This window comes from Mucilaginibacter sp. L196, from assembly GCF_009765905.1.
GTDB lineage: Bacteria > Bacteroidota > Bacteroidia > Sphingobacteriales > Sphingobacteriaceae > Mucilaginibacter.
On the sequence record NZ_LMUO01000015.1, the window covers coordinates 1 to 15,966 of the forward strand.

The following is a 15,966-nucleotide window of genomic DNA, read 5'->3' on the forward strand; positions in this document are numbered from 1 at the left end:
AATACTTTGGAAAGGCTATTCCTTCTTTCAAACCATTGCTATCGGTTACAAACACGCGAATAACAGCCCTTGATTTTGTGGGTTAACTTAAACTCGAAAAGGACACTGCGATTGTAAAAACGCCTCTCTACCAACTCTCACTGCTATTCTCATCAACCGGCGCATAATTAATATACTGTACAAACCGCGGCAATGCAGCAGTATTCGGACTACTGCCATGCGGCAATATATGATGCCAGATAATAAAGTCACCGGCATTAGCGGTTATTGGTTTTGGGCCTAAAGCGTATAAATCCTCCATGCGTGGATCTATCTCCGCCGGCAAACTTTTCAGCCAGCCTTCTATCCTATTATTAAAACCGGGGACTAAGGTAAATGCACCCTGATTTTCCGCAGTATCTGATAAGTAAAGAATCCCTTGAGTGCCGAATTGAATAGGCGGAATAATACTGGCATCCCAATGTAACCTCGGGCCCTGAAATTTATAGGTTTCTGTTTCTGGTGGGTTAAAACCTACCCTATCGGTATTTACCCAAAGGTCGGTTCGATTCCAAAGCTCTTCAAAGGCTCTCTTAATTTTATCAGCCTTACGGTTGCGTTCCAATACAGCGTGCTGAAATAACTGCACCATAATACCCTGCCTTGCCGGGTGGGCATTATACCACGAAGCCGGATCGTTTCGATCAACTCCTATAAAATCACATAATTCCTTAATCGTTTCATCGCAATGCTCCTTACTTATGGCATTTCTGATGATGAGGTATCCGTTTTGCTGCCAGAAATCCCAATCAGTTTGTGTTAATAGCTTATTTTCAACTGGAGCAGCTTCAACAGTTTTATCAGTTGAAAACAAAGTATTGAATTGGCTTATTTTTTCTTTATCCAGATCACCTGAAACTGTTAACACCCAATTCTCAAACGCTTCAAACGAGGGTGCTTCCTGGTAAACATATTGTATTGTTTGTTCAAGTCCGAGCCCTATAACCGCCAACAAGGTTGTATCTGTTTTCCATTCATCTACAAAAGCATCTGTGCTAAGTTTACCGTCCTTTTTCAGGATAGATTTACTCCAGTATCGTTTAAGGTGTTTTACGTTTAATTTCCCTATTTCGTGCGAGGAAACGATTGCTACTACCGACATTATTTAAGGTTTGGTGTATAAGCGAATTTAGCAATAACCGGGAAAATAAAAACGTTCACGAAATCATTTTTAATGTGTTACTACTGTACAACTTTAACAAGGAAGCAGCAACGTAATTAAACGTTGCTGCTTCAATTATACCGGGAAGCAAGGGACTATCCCCATATTCCCGTAAAGTCCCGGTATTAATCAACCAACAATTTTACATTGAGGTACTGTGTTCGTACAGGTATTTAACTTTATATTCATTTACCGCTGAATCATAAGCGGTTAATGAATTGTCTGTAGCGAAATGAGATTCTATTAAATACTTGAATCGAGGGTTATCAGCGTAAGCACTTTGCAGGTTTTTAATAGATAGGGGCTTAATATCTGCAATGGCTGTAATGCTGAAATAATAATTATCAACAGGTTTAGACCACTTACCTTGCTGTACCGTTTTAGGCGAGCTGTACAAATAAAAGTCTCTGCCGTCAATTACTTTATATGGGGTGTTGTTAAAATAACGGTAATCACAGTTATTTGACCGATACCCATAAACGGCGCTTTTATAAAAGGTTTGCTTCTTACCATTGTAAACTACCACAATCTTACCTGAGCCTAAAAACTCATTAAATTTGATAGAGTTACCGTCGTTATCTGTTGTTTTAAAACTCAACTTTTGATTGTGATAATCATCAGCGGTTAAATACAAACCACATACTGCACTTTGTGCAAGTGATTTTTGTGCAAATGCTGCCATTAAACAAATAGCAATCATTACTTTAAGCGTTTTCATTTCATTATTTTTTTTATTGTCTTCAGCTGATCTTTTAAACTTTGATACCATAGCTGATGATAGTATCAAAGGCTTTAAGTTCTTTTTAAAAACGGACGATCAAATCCATTCCGGCAGTATACTGATCTTTCTTAGTGCCGTTATCATATGGGGTAATGCCATCCGCATAAGCACGTTCGTATCTTATTTCAGGGCGTATCCGGATGTAATCGTTAAAGTAGTGTACAAAACCTATGGTGTGATCTGAATAGCTGGTTGCATAACCGGTTCTTCCTCCTTGCGGGTCGCTTAAGTATCCGTTTCTAATGGATATATAATCACGTTTTGATACTAATATTTGGAAATAGTTAACTGCACCAACTGCCGTCATTGTTCCTGGAATAGGCGCTCCGGCACCAACATTGGTATAAAATGGCTGGGGTGGACCTGTAATTACAGTACCGCCAACCAATGCATGGTATTGCCATAGGTAATAAGCCTCAGTCATCATGTGGAAGGTTTTATTAAACTTATGGCCCCAGGTTGCAACCAGCATTTGCAAGTCATCATGCTGGCGGGTATAATCACCGTTACCTAATGCATTAATACCACCATATATAGAGTTATTATTATCATGCGATACCCAACGGGCCATTAACAAGCCATTAATCTGTGCAGATTTACTCCATGGCGCCATGTCATTACCAGCGTCAACGCCTACTTCTAATTGCCAGTATGATCCAAGTTTAAACGTTGCTTGTGCACCCGTGAAGGTATACGGATCAACCGTAAACATTAGTGAGTGTGAGTACAGGTAGTTATCAGTAGCCCATTGTGCCTCAATATCGGCAGGCGAAATATAACGGCCTATCTTTAACAACATTCCATCCGCAATCTTAGGGAAATAGATTAAACCATACATTTCAGCCGGATCGAAACCATATTTATTATTGTTGCCCAATAATTGATTACTGAAATAACCTTTACCTGTAGTATACCGGTAATCAGTACCGAAAATGGTAGTTGACAAAAAGCCGAAAGAAACATGATCGGTTTGTACTGTATTAGGCTGTAGGTCGAATTTTATTCCAACTTGATCCAACATTACAGTATTAGGAATTAAATCGTATGAAGTTGGTGCGTTGGAATTTTTAGAGCTGCTGATGTCTGCACCCGGATCTATCCAGCCATATATTTTTAGCCTGCTGTTTGATAACCCAAGAAGTTTGGTAAGCGGATAATTGGGCGCTGTAGCATCAGATCCGATTAATGGTGCGCCATCCCAGTCGCTGGTTGGAAACGGGGGATCAGGAAGTGGCGAAGGAAGTGAACGTTGTACTGTACGTATTTTAGCTGTATCAGCGTTCAGGCTTTTAATCCGGGCAGAGTCAGCCGGATGGGCAAATGCTTGTGCACCAATTCCGGAAAGGATAAGTAATGCAAATAACTTTTTCATTTTAAATTTCCTGTTAGATTTAGATAAGGATGTAAATAATTTTTTCACGCTTTTATTATTTTAAAAATTGCTGACAATAATTGTCAGTTGACAGCCTTGTGCCACTATAATGCCAGCCCATCCAGTAAAAAATTAAATAATTGATAATTAATTAATTGCAAAAAACAAGAAAACACAAATGCATTTAACCGCACCGTATCAGCATGGTCAAATTTTCAAAACGAAATGATATGAGGTTAAAATGACGCTCGGCTAAACGATCATTCTTGCACAAAAAGAAAAAGCCACAAGGTTGGGCCTTGTGGCAATAAATTAAGAACAAAATACTGTTGAATAAAACTTATCAATCTTTAAAGATTTATTACAAATAATTTTAATCAACATAAATAAACGCAACATAAGTAGCTATTATTCCGTATTTATTTAGACAATCTAAACCATTGTAATTAATAATTAATTTAAAAACCTTTAAGAATATAGTTTCGTATAAAGACATATTAAACACAATAATTGCCCAATAAGAAACATCTATTTATAAGAATCTACCACCTATCATTATGATATTGCTAATACTTACCATTGAATTAGTTTTAATTTCTCTTTACTATCATTACAACAAAAAAGTTAAAAAGCTTATCGGAACGGGCAGAATGACCGACATATCAATTGCGGTAGGTTATAAAAAGTTTATTGAAGCGGCAATTATCTTAATCCCATTGTTATTTGTACTTATAAAAACCGACTTTTTATAAGTAATAGCTATTTCAGATAAACATATCCCAAACTAATGGCGACAGGTACCCATAATATTAAGTCTGCCATTATTGTATCGGTAGCAATGCTACATACGGATGCAGTATCCATTACCGCGGCCATATAGTTGGGTTTATTTTGAAGGCTATTTAAAAAATGCCACTGCCAGGTTTCCAATTCATGGAAATTAACCCGGTAGTTTTTCCGGCAGATGCATACAAAACTATCTTGTTTAACCGGTGTTTCAGGTTCAAGCTCATTATAAACGTGCTGAACAAAATCGACCAATGGAAATTGCAGATTGAGTAACTTTAAACATGGCGATGTATATATTGCCGTTGTATTAAACAGGTAAGGCATCTGATTGTCACCCACCTCTTCTACCTTATTTTCCAGCCCCTCTATTCTTGAAACTTCCGCGATACAGCGTTCAAACATCGCCAGATCGACAGGAAGATCATACATCGGTCTGTCAATATCTAAATTATTCGTTTGGGGTTGAGATCCCTTTAAAAATGCAGGAAACGCTTCGCCCAAATTATACAGATCAGGTGAATTTGGCGGCAACTGAACTAAATATGCTTTTACAAACGTATGGAACAGGTTTTGGCCAAGGAGTTTATTTAAGGCGGGGTATTCGGCCTCCATACATTCCAGCAAACGGAGAATATATCCTTTAGAATAAATCTCAATTTTTTGCTTCGAGGATAATCTAAGCGAAGGACGAATAACTTTATCATTTTTGAGTTGATAATGCTCATCAGCCAGTCGAATTTTATCATCTAACATACCAGGCCTCACAATTATTGAGGTAAGCCATTTTTGCAGCGTGGTTAACTCACTCATATGTTGCCTGCATTTGATGATCAACCGGATTTGAAATTACATCAACAGCCGATGTACGGGAAACGGGCACATTGGGTAAATGCCCTTTTAATACTTCTTTAGCTTTTTGCACTTCGGCTACCAGCTCCGGGTATTCGGGGATATTAGCATCCCACTCCAGCAATGTAGAAACACCACCGGTAAGTTCCTGCGCCAATTGGTATAATCTCCATACCTGTGTTGGTACGGGTTGATCGTGGGTATCTAACAAATAGGTATCGCAATCTGTCGGCCCTGCAACGTGTATTTGCACCACTGATTTATGGGGAATGTTGCGTATATAAAACTCAGGGTCAAACCCATGATTAAAACCCGATACAAATACGTTATTCACATCGAGCAGTAAACCGCAACCTGTTTTATTAACCAATTCAGACAAAAACTCCCATTCATGTAAAGTAGATGATTCAAACTCCAAATAAGTTGAAGGGTTTTCCAATATAAGCGGGCGTTGCAAAATATCCTGTATCTGGTTAACCCTACTGGCTACATGGTGCATGCTCTCGACAGTTAACGGCAGCGGTAACAAATCATGTGTATTTATATTGGCAACACCCGTCCAGCATAAATGATCGGAGATCCATACCGGGTTAACAAAATCCGCCAATTGTTTAAGTTGTTTTAAATAGTCGACATTTAGAGGATCGGTACTACCAACAGACATGGATACGCCATGCATAACAACAGGCCTTATGGAGGCAATGTGACTTAACACATGCCTCCCATAGCCAAAATTATTCATATAGTTCTCGCTGATGATCTCAAACCAATCCACTACAGGGTCGTTTTGCATCAGGTGACTGTAATGCTTACTGCGTAAACCAACGCCAAGGCCTAGATTAGGTAGGCCAAGGCGATTCGTATCGATAGTATCCATAATTATTGATTAGGTAGATGGTGGAAAAACCAAACGGATATCGCTTGTTTTGGGTTTAGCCGGTACAGGTGCCTTACGACTTTCTAATACCTGCGTAAATGCTTCCCAGGCTGTATCATACACCATATCACCTGTTTTAAAATCAATATTTCCGGGTAGTTTTTTTATAGTATGTGCTCTTCCTACAAAATCATTCAACTCCATAATACCTGATGTTACAGGCTTTTTATCCGCATCGGTACTAATTACCGGGTATATTTGCGATGCGGAGATCGGAACCGCGCAGCCCCCGAAACTTGCACAAATATTATCTGCAGGCGAGCTATAAACAGTTGATGTTGTAGGTTTTGGAGCAGGCCCGCCGCATAAATTCTCAACAGTTTTCAGAGACATCACGCTTGAACCACATGATTTTGACTGGCCAACCTGCTGTACAAACCCGCAGCCGCCTTGTGCCTTACATGAGTTTGAACCACGACAATTGTGATAAATTTCTGCTGATGCACAGGTATTATCAGGTGGATTACCGCTCAGGTCCATACCCTGGCATGCATGGTACAAATAACCATTTACTATTGGCTGTACGCCAGTCGCGAGGTTTGGTAGCTGCCCAAATACAGCCCAGCACATCATCAATCGATCACCAGAACCACCCATTGATGGGAACGGGAAACCAACAGTACTATCTTGCCAATATTTATCAAGTACGGTAGTAATACCGGCTATTGCGCCTGTGGCAATTTCACAAAACTGTTTGTAATTAGCATCCCGTTTAGGGTCAGTCAGATCCATCACTCCGCTTGGGTCATTAAGACGGTTTAGTGCTGCCGCGATATCATCTGCTGATGGCAATGGATATTTATTTTTATTGTAATCAGGTGTTTTTAGGTCTTCAGCTTTCCATTTGTTCGGGCCTGGCCTTGTTGTTTTATGCCAGGTTGGCCAGGTTACAATTTTACCGGCCTCCAAATCGTCCCGTATCCGTTCAAATCTTTCATAGTGATCTTCTACGCCGTTGTTAAAACGGGCAAAAGCATGAGATGATGGTGCTGGCTTTCCACTATCTGTAAATGAAGGATAATCAGCTTTTAAAGCATCGTCTGCCGCCTGGTTATCAGGTTTTACTGCTTGTAAACCTACGGATGGGCGCAGATTTTTGGTAATATCAGCGCCTTCACCCTGATCGGTAATTGCAGAGATCAGTTTAAAAACAACATTTTTGGCTTCCTCAGGAAGCCAACCTTCAACCGTAGTTTGCATGTGCTGAAACTCCTTATAAGGGTGACCATTTGATACCGTGTTAAAAATATCCTGTTGTATAGATGCCGGTTGGTATACTTCTTCCCACAAGGTGGTTACTTGCCCGGAGTCACTTTTATAGGTAATATCGAAATAATCCCATAAACACTGATACATTTGGCCTATGCCACCAAACATAGGTAACTCATCACCTTCTTGCCAGTTTTTAAATGGTGCTATTGGAAAATATTTATGTACCTCGCTTTTTTTGATACGTGCTTTGGCTTCTTCTTCGGGTGCCTCTATCGCCAAAAACAGATCATTTTGTGTATAATTTAATTCATCCAGCTTAACTCGTATCTTACTGTAATCAACTTTATTATAAACAGGTTCGCAATCTTTAAAATCGATTATATTGGGTATAACTGTTGAGTTTTCGCTATAACAGTTCCACGCGTAATTATCACTTGCAGGCGACATTTGCGTGAATACCGGTGTAACACCAACCGCGTTAGCTAAATTAGAGGCTAACTGCAAATGCAGCATTTCTTCAATAAAAACACTAAAAATAGTATTAAACGCTTTTTCGTTTTCGGGAATATTGGATGATAATCCGCTTCCCGGTCTGAATGTTGGTGCTAATCCGGGCCATAAACGCCCCTGGTAAAGATTGTTTTGCCCCGTAATTTGATGCATTCCCTGTATGGAATACAAAGAGGTCATGTAAAGCGGAATAGTAAATAGTTCAACATTTACCGCTGCCTGCACAATGGCTTTTATTGCAGCTTTATCCGTTTCCAAAAATTTTGGATTTCGATCAAAAAGATCTTTTTTGTCGGCTTGAGTTTTCATGAATGGTCTAGGTTTTTTATTGACTAAAGGTACTTAAATAAACAATTCACAAATACATTTATTAAAATAAATAATTCAACAACTTAATCACCACACAACTTAAGGGAATATCGTAAAAAATGTCTTAAACCAGCAAATGCAGCCCTTGGCTGCATTTGCTATTAACGATTAATATATATAAAGGGGTATTAATGTAGCATTAAAGTCTTCCCACATCGCCACTCTCAACCCGCTTGCGGTATGACCAGTAGAACACGATTGGAAAGATGAAAAGATTGAATATTGTATTGGTAATTAACCCACCGATAACTACGATTGCCAATGGCTTAGAAGCCTCAGAACCTATACCATGAGACATAGCAGCCGGTAACAGGCCTATTGCAGCCATCATCGCCGTCATTAATATTGGTCGAAGACGGTCTTCAACACCGGCACGTAAAGCATCAGGGAATGATTTCCATGAAGTATGGTGTTTTAATTCTTTAACATTGCTTTTAAACCTTGTAATTAGTATCACTCCGTTTTGCACACAGATACCAAAGAGCGCGATAAAACCTATACCCGCGGATATATTAAAGTTTACACCTGTTATCAGCAAGGCCAGGATTCCCCCCATAATCGCGAACGGTACATTATTAAGCACTAATAGCGAATCTCTTATAGTACCGAACAATATAAACAGGATAAAGAAGATAATAAGCAAACTGATAGGCACCACCTGCGACAAACGTTTAGTTGCACGCTGCTGATTCTCAAAATCACCGGCCCACTCTAAATGGTATGCCCTTGGCAGTTTTATTTGCTGATTAACTTTGGCCTGCGCCTCGGCAATGGTACTCCCCATATCGCGGTTACGGATAGAGAACTTGATAGCTCCATAGCGTTGGTTCTTATCACGATAGATGATACTTATACCGGATATTTTTTTGATGCTTGCAATCTCGCGCAACGGAACATTGTTACCACTTAAGGTTGGTACACGTAAGTCACCAATTGAATTTTCATTATTACGGAAATCTTCAGGGTAACGTATCCGAAGGTCAAATTTCTTTTCGCCCTCATATATCTGGGTTACAGCTTTACCGCCTATAGCCATTTCAATAACCGCGTTGGCATCGGCAGCAACCACGCCATATTGCGCCATCTTGCTTTGATCAAGATCTATCTGTAACTCAGGTTGACCTAAATTCCTTATAATACCTAAATCTTCTATTCCTTTTACACCTTTTAATATATTATATATGGCATCTTCTCTTTTCTCGATGTAATTATAATCGTCGCCAAACATTTTCACCACAATGGAGCCTTTCACACCTGAAACGGCCTCCTCAACGTTATCAGATATGGGCTGCGAAAAATTAAGATCAATACCCGGTATATATTTCAGTTTGTCCTGCATTCGCTGGATCAGCTGCTCTTTGCTTTCTTTACGTTTCCACTGGTCTTCCGGGTATATATCAACGTGAAACTCAATATTGTAGAAACCTGTAGCATCCGTACCATCATTAGGGCGACCGGTTTGCGATACCACTTGTTTTACCTCATCAAAACTCAGGAATATCCCACGGATCTCATTAGCTAGTTTTACAGACTCACCTAAAGAAATACTCAACGGCCCTGTGGCGCGTACATAAATAGAACCTTCATTCAACTCCGGTAAGAATTCAGTACCCAATAAGGAGAAACAACCCAAACTGATGATCAATGCCGTTATCGCTACTGGGAAGGCTATTTTTCGCCCTGTAAAGCAGAAGTCGTAGAACCTCATGGCGTTACGGGTAACAAATTCAAGGAAACGGTTATGTTTCTCTTTTACCTCTTTATCAAGCAATATACTAGCTAGTGCCGGTACAAACGTAAAGGTTAATAATAGTGCGCCTAATAAGGCAAAGCCTAAAGTCCACGCCAAAGGCGAGAACATTTTACCTTCAACCTTTTGGAAACTAAAAATTGGCAACAAACCAGTAATAATGATCAGCTTGGCAAAGAAAATACCTTTACCGTTAACCAAACAGGCTTGCTTGATCATACCGAGCTTACTCAGCTTTTTATAGTTTTCCGGACCGACTTCTTTTGAACGATGGTCGAGGATCACAAAAATCCCTTCCACCATAACCACGGCGCCATCAATGATGATACCGAAGTCTATCGCCCCCATCGATAATAAGTTGGCCGACATGCCCTTCAGCTTCAAGCAAATGAAGGCAAACAACAACGCCAATGGAATAATAAGGGATACAATTAGCGTAGTACGCCAATCAGCCATAAACAGGAACACGATAACCGTTACCAGGATAATACCCTCACACATATTGTGCAGCACAGTATCAGTAGCAAAGTTTACCAGCGTTTCGCGATCATAAAAGGTACTGATCTTAACACCCTCCGGCAAAATAGAGTTATTCAGTTCCGCAACCTTTTCTTTTAAGGCCTTGATAACAACGCTTGGGTTTTCGCCTTTGCGCATTACTACAATGCCTTCTACCACATCAGGGTCTTTATCCCGGCCCACTTGTCCTAAACGTGGCAGCGCCGATTCGGTAACCTCGGCTAAGGTTTTTACATATATAGGGGTATTTTTTACGTTATTAATTACGATGTTCTTGATCTCGTCGATGTTGTTCAACAAGCCAATTCCTCTAACCACATAGGCTTGTCCAGCCTGCTCAATTACATCACCGCCAACATTTACGTTACTTTTTGATACCGCATCGTATAACTGTAATGGCGTAACATTATATTGAACCGCTTTTTTAGGGTCGACAGTTATTTGATAGGTTTTCACCTCACCGCCAAAGCTATTCAAATCAGCCACACCCGGCACTGCACGAATTTCACGATCGACCACCCAATCCTCAATCGTTTTTAACTCACGGACAGATTTGGTATTGCTGGTTAAAGTATATCGAAAAATTTCCCCGGTTGGGCCGTAAGGGGGCTCGATAGATTGATTTGTGCCGTCAGGCAAATCGGCATCGCCGATATGGTTATTAACCTGCAAGCGTGCATAGTCATAGTCTACATCATCATCAAAAGTTATTTTCACTACCGATAACCCGAATAGCGATGATGACCTTACACTGGTCTTCTTATCAACGGGGTTCATCGCCAGCTCAAGTGGCCTGGTAACAAATTTTTCAACCTCTTCGGCACTTCTACCAGGCCATTGGGTGATGATGGTAATATCGGTATTGGTAACATCCGGAAACGCATCAATACTAATGGTTTTAAAACTTATATAACCTGCCACAGCCAAAAGTGCGGTGACAAAAAATATGAAGAACTTATTTTTTAACGCGAAGGAAATTACAGCATTTATAAACTTATTCATCTCTGCTACTGATCTTTAAGTGATTCATAAAGATATACCTGCCTCGAAGCTATTATGCGGTCGCCGGCTTTAACACCACTACTGATGTATGCGCGATCTTCAACTTTTTTGGCCACTGTTATTTGCTGTATATGTACTTTAGCTTTGCTGCTATCTGCAACAATCACATAGTTTTTGTTATTGTCAAAAATGATGGTGTTGGCATCTATCTCAGGAAGATTCTCGCCTGATTTTGCTTTGATCTGCACATTGGCAAACATATCAGGCTTTAATAAATTGCCCGGGTTATTAATCTTTACCCGCGCATGTACCACTTTAGTATCAGGATCAAGCATATTATCAATCTTATCAATTGTGCCACTAAATACTTTATCGGGATAAGACAGCGTAGTAATTTTTACCGGGTCGCCTTGTTTTACACTTGATATATCAGATTCATAAACATTGATCAAAACATACACGCTTGACAGATCAGCAATAGTAAACAGGTTCTGGCTATTATCAGCTCTTACCTGCGTTGCGTTGTTAATATTCTTCTCCACCACAAAACCCGAGATCGGCGCTTTCATCACATATCCCTGTGCCCCACTGCCATTTATTTGCACAACTGCATCGGCGCGCTTGCTTTCAGCCTGTGCCTTTTCATAGTCAGATTGTGCGTCTTCAACATCCTTTTGTGAAGCAAGGCCACCTTTATACATTTGTTGTGCCGACTCATAAGCCCTGCGTGTACTTCTTAAATCAGCCGTCGCAGATGTATAATCCTTTGCAAATCCTGCAACTTCGGCGCTATGCATTATAGCTAATGTTTGGCCCTTTTGTACCACATCGCCTAGTTGCACGTGTACATCTTCGGCAACACCGCTCACCATCGGAAAAACTTTTACCATTTTATTCTCATCAGGCGCAATGCTGCCTGTAAGCGTAATTTCAGATATGGCATCGGCATCTTTAACCGTATCAACCAGCAGGCTTTTTAACAGTGTATCCGTTACCTGGAAACTGGTATCTTTTTGTTCAGCTACATCTGCATGGTGGCAACTTTGCAGTGCCGCGGCAGCAATGATCAAAGGAAAAGCTAGGTATATTTTATATTTAAAAAACATTGATGTTGATGTTTACTGATTGAAAAATGGAGTACCTGTAACGTAGTTCAATTGTTCGAGCGAGGTAACCCTGCTAAGCTCAAGGTTGTTTAGCTGCAAAACGTTGGTTTTATAAGAGTCGTAAAAATCAAGAAATTCCAGCAGGCTGATATTGCGCATCTGGTAGTTCTTGAAAACCTCCTGTATTAAGTGATTAAAATTTTGCTTGAAGGTTGGGTCGAAACTGTTATAAAGCTGTTGAAGACGAATAGCTGATTTGTAATTAGTAGCCACATCGCCCTGCACCTGATCCTGCTGGCTTTGAAACTGTATTTTACTTTGATCTATAGCTATGCGAGCCTGCTTTATCCCCCCCTGATTCCGGTTGAAGAATGGCAGATCGAATGAAACACCCCCACCTAAAAAGTTTTGGCCATAAGCGGCAAGCTTATCATAGTTTAATGATACAGATACATCGGGTATCGCGGTTGCTTTTTGTAGCTTAAAATTAATTGTATTGTAATCAACAGCTGTTTGCGCCAGCCTCAAATCATAACGATTCACGTAGGCTGAATCCAGCAAACGCTGATAAGGGACTGTAGTGGCAATATCCTGGTTATTAATGGTATCAACCTGTGGTTTAATATAAACCTGCGGTGATGCTTTTATAAGTAGTTTGAATTCGCTTTGAACGGTATCAATATTGGTTTGTAGCGTATTATATTCTACCTGTAATGAATACAATTGCGATTGGATACGTAATACTTCCTTTTCGGCGATGTTACCCTGTGTGTATTGTTGTTTAAATACGGTTAGCGTTTTTGCCAGCGAATTGATTTCCTGATTATAAACTTTGGCAGATTGCTCCTGGAAATAGATAGTATAAAAATCATTTCTCAGGGTAAACTTTAATGTCCTCAGCAAATCAAAAAACTGGTATTTGGCTTGTTCAACATTAATTTTTGCCAGTTGAATATTCTTATTGCGCTTGCCCGCAGTAGTGAATAACTGCGATAGCCCATAAGTTTGCTCACTATATGGATTTGATACGCCTGTAGCATAAATACCATTGGAAAAGCTAAAATTGGGATTAGGGAATAATCGCGCGGTTATGATTTGCGCGGTGGCGTTATCAATATTATAGCGCTGAGCTATTAACGAAAGATTGTTTTTGAGAAATTGATCTTCTGCCTGTTTAACATTAATGACCAAAGTATCATTAGATGTTGTTTGAGCATAAGCAGAATAGACCAGGCCTAATCCGCAAATTTTAATGAAAATAAAAGCAATTGCAAACCTTAAGCACATATCTGTATATAGTAATATACAAACGTACCCCGCCCGTATTAGAGTGGTATTAAGATGGCATTAGAATAGGATTAGATTTTATCTAATAAAGGAAATTGCAATACTTGTACCTACCCCTACTGTTGAATCAACATCAATTTTACCGTTAAACAAACTAATTATTTTATTGGTAACATATAAGCCAACGCCCGTACCCTGAAAGTACTTACCATTGGTACCCCTGTAAAATGATTCGAATATTTTCGCCAGTTCTTGCGGTGGGATACCAACACCGGAATCGGCCACTGTTATTTTAATAATCTTATCATCAGCGTATAGATCGCAATTAACGCGTTTGTTGGCTGAAAACTTAAAGGCATTAGCAATTATGTTATTAAAAGCCACTGTTAGTAAGGATTTGTTGGCTGTTACCTGTAGGTTTTCAGCATCATCCGGCAGATGAAGTATGTTAACTGCCAGCATTCCTTTACCGGCTTTGGATGCCCAGTAATCATTTATTTCCCATATCAACTCATCAATAGCAACGGGTGATACAGATAATTGCGTAAAATTCATGTCAACCTGTGCCAGTTCAAGTAAACTGGTGGTGGTGGTATTTAACCGCTCGGCATCGGTCAATATTGATCGTAATACTTGTTGATATTCTTCGGGTGTTCGTAATTTATTAAGTGAAATTTCAATCTCGCCAATTATAGTTGTTATAGGCGTGCGTAATTCATGCGAAGCGTTTACTACAAAGGATTGTTGTAATTCAAAAGCATTCTCAAGATTACGTAAGAGATTATTAAAATTAGCCGCCAGCTCACTTATTTCATCTCTGCCATCACCCTCATCAACACGCAAGCTTAAATTACCGGCGCTTACCTTATGCATTTGTTTAATTAACTTAGCAATAGGTTCCAGGCTTTTTTTGGCAAACCAACGACTAATTAAAAACAGAATGGCCATTGAGCAGATCAACAATACGGCCATGCCTTTAATCAAATCTTTAGTTCTTTTGGTTCCCTGCTCGTCAACCGCTGAAACCAGAATTACGAAATTACCCTGGTTATCATTATAATAAATACCTACCGTTTGCCTGTTACCTTCGGCAAACTCCACTTCTTTTGATTTTCTTACCTGATTTATTACCGCATCCGTCCAGTACTGGTCTTTATCTTTTATGAACGATGCTGTATTTTTATCATCATAAAACCGCACAACTTCATTAGGTAGTCGCTTAACATAACGCTCCCTTACGTGGATTAAAGAGTCGGCAGAAATCTCATCGGCTTCAAGATAAACCTGGGCAGCAACAGTGGCCCTATCCATTAAATGGCTGTAAAAATCGGTTTTGATTAAAGAGTTGAAGATAAGGCAAATTACTATCTCAACTATCAACAGCACAATGGTACTAATGGCGCTAAAATATAGTGATAACCTATTCTTTATCTTCATGGTTTACCTCTCGCTCCGCATAATGTACCCCATACCAATAACTGTATGGATGAGCTTCTTCTTGAAATCTTTTTCGATTTTTTTCCGCAGATAGTTCATATAAACATCTATGAAATTTGTACCGGTATCAAAATCTATTCCCCACACCTGCTCGGCTATATAGTCGCGTGATAGTACTTTGTTAGGGCTACGCATGAACAATTCAAGCAACGCATATTCTTTGGCTGTTAAAATTATTTGCTTTCCGGCCCTTTCGGCGGTGTTACTCCAGGTATCAAGCTTTAAATCATCAAACTCAAGTACATGCCCTTCTTTTGATGGGTTGTGCTTGCGACGCAGTAAAGCTTCGATACGGGCAAGTAATTCACCAAAATGAAATGGCTTTATCAGGTAATCATCGGCCCCTGCTTTTAATCCCGAAACTTTATTTTGAACCTGATCGAGCGCGCTCAGCATTAATATTGGTGTTTGCTGATCGGTTACTCTTATCTGCCTGCATAGCTCAATGCCATTTATATCCGGCAGCATAATATCCAATATAAGCAAGTCGAAACTTTCGGTTGCTATAAGCATTTCAGCTTCGGCACCATTTTTCGCAGTTTTTATCTTATAGCGATGCTCTTCCAGTCCTTTACAAATAAAGGCGGCTACTTTTTGTTCATCTTCAACTAAACAGATGTAATTCATTCTATTACATTTAAATTATTAGTCAATATATAAAACATCATTAATAATTATAACTGTTTTAAGTTTTGCTATTTACTTTTCAGTAAGGTCTTTTTTATAAATTGCCACTGGTTATCGCTTAAATCAGTTGAATAAGTTTTCATACTAGTTGGGTTTGT

General features: G+C 39.6%; 12 protein-coding genes. 1 reads left to right on the forward strand and 11 read right to left on the reverse strand.

All coding sequences use genetic code 11. The features are described from left to right. Positions 1 to 127: 127 nt before the first annotated feature. From GSQ74_RS10970 to GSQ74_RS10980, 3 genes are all read right to left on the reverse strand, one after another. Complete coding sequence (locus GSQ74_RS10970; protein ID WP_158993163.1) at positions 128 to 1,141, reverse strand: phytanoyl-CoA dioxygenase family protein; 1,014 nt, start codon at positions 1,139 to 1,141, stop codon at positions 128 to 130. Positions 1,142 to 1,343: 202 nt separating this feature from the next. Next, on the reverse strand, positions 1,344 to 1,919 hold the full coding sequence (locus GSQ74_RS10975) for a hypothetical protein (RefSeq protein ID WP_158993165.1): 576 nt from the start codon (positions 1,917 to 1,919) through the stop codon (positions 1,344 to 1,346). A gap of 85 nt (positions 1,920 to 2,004) precedes the next feature. After that, positions 2,005 to 3,354: an outer membrane beta-barrel protein gene (locus GSQ74_RS10980; protein ID WP_158993167.1), complete on the reverse strand. Its 1,350-nt coding sequence runs from the start codon at positions 3,352 to 3,354 to the stop codon at positions 2,005 to 2,007. Positions 3,355 to 3,911: 557 nt separating this feature from the next. Between GSQ74_RS10980 and GSQ74_RS10985 the strand changes: the two genes are divergently transcribed. After that, positions 3,912 to 4,106: a hypothetical protein gene (locus GSQ74_RS10985; protein ID WP_158993169.1), complete on the forward strand. Its 195-nt coding sequence runs from the start codon at positions 3,912 to 3,914 to the stop codon at positions 4,104 to 4,106. A 7-nt stretch (positions 4,107 to 4,113) separates the two neighbouring features. Here the strand turns inward: GSQ74_RS10985 and GSQ74_RS10990 are convergent, their stop codons facing one another. From GSQ74_RS10990 to GSQ74_RS11025, 8 genes are all read right to left on the reverse strand, one after another. After that, the gene (locus GSQ74_RS10990) at positions 4,114 to 4,953 is read right to left on the reverse strand and encodes a DNA-binding domain-containing protein (RefSeq protein WP_158993171.1); all 840 of its coding nucleotides are present in this window, start codon (positions 4,951 to 4,953) and stop codon (positions 4,114 to 4,116) included. Then, the gene (locus tag GSQ74_RS10995; protein ID WP_158993173.1) at positions 4,946 to 5,869 is read right to left on the reverse strand and encodes a DUF692 domain-containing protein; all 924 of its coding nucleotides are present in this window, start codon (positions 5,867 to 5,869) and stop codon (positions 4,946 to 4,948) included. Before GSQ74_RS10995 ends, GSQ74_RS10990 begins: the two co-directional genes overlap by 8 nt. Positions 5,870 to 5,878: 9 nt before the next feature. Beyond that, a complete protein-coding gene (locus GSQ74_RS11000; RefSeq protein ID WP_158993175.1) occupies positions 5,879 to 7,960 on the reverse strand; it encodes a ferritin-like domain-containing protein in 2,082 nt (693 codons plus the stop codon). Between the two features lie 199 nt (positions 7,961 to 8,159). After that, on the reverse strand, positions 8,160 to 11,291 hold the full coding sequence (locus GSQ74_RS11005; protein WP_158993177.1) for an efflux RND transporter permease subunit: 3,132 nt from the start codon (positions 11,289 to 11,291) through the stop codon (positions 8,160 to 8,162). Between the two features lie 5 nt (positions 11,292 to 11,296). Continuing rightward, complete coding sequence (locus GSQ74_RS11010) at positions 11,297 to 12,397, reverse strand: efflux RND transporter periplasmic adaptor subunit (RefSeq protein WP_158993179.1); 1,101 nt, start codon at positions 12,395 to 12,397, stop codon at positions 11,297 to 11,299. 12 nt (positions 12,398 to 12,409) lie between these two features. Continuing rightward, positions 12,410 to 13,684 (reverse strand): TolC family protein, encoded by a 1,275-nt coding sequence (locus GSQ74_RS11015; protein WP_158993181.1) that lies wholly within the window; start codon positions 13,682 to 13,684, stop codon positions 12,410 to 12,412. Positions 13,685 to 13,762: 78 nt separating this feature from the next. Further along, positions 13,763 to 15,121 carry an ATP-binding protein gene (locus GSQ74_RS11020; protein ID WP_158993183.1) on the reverse strand — a complete coding sequence of 453 codons (1,359 nt, stop codon included), beginning with the start codon at positions 15,119 to 15,121 and terminating at the stop codon, positions 13,763 to 13,765. 3 nt (positions 15,122 to 15,124) lie between these two features. Beyond that, entirely contained in the window at positions 15,125 to 15,808 is a 684-nt protein-coding gene (locus GSQ74_RS11025) for a response regulator transcription factor (protein ID WP_158993185.1), read from the reverse strand. Positions 15,809 to 15,966 lie beyond the last annotated feature (158 nt).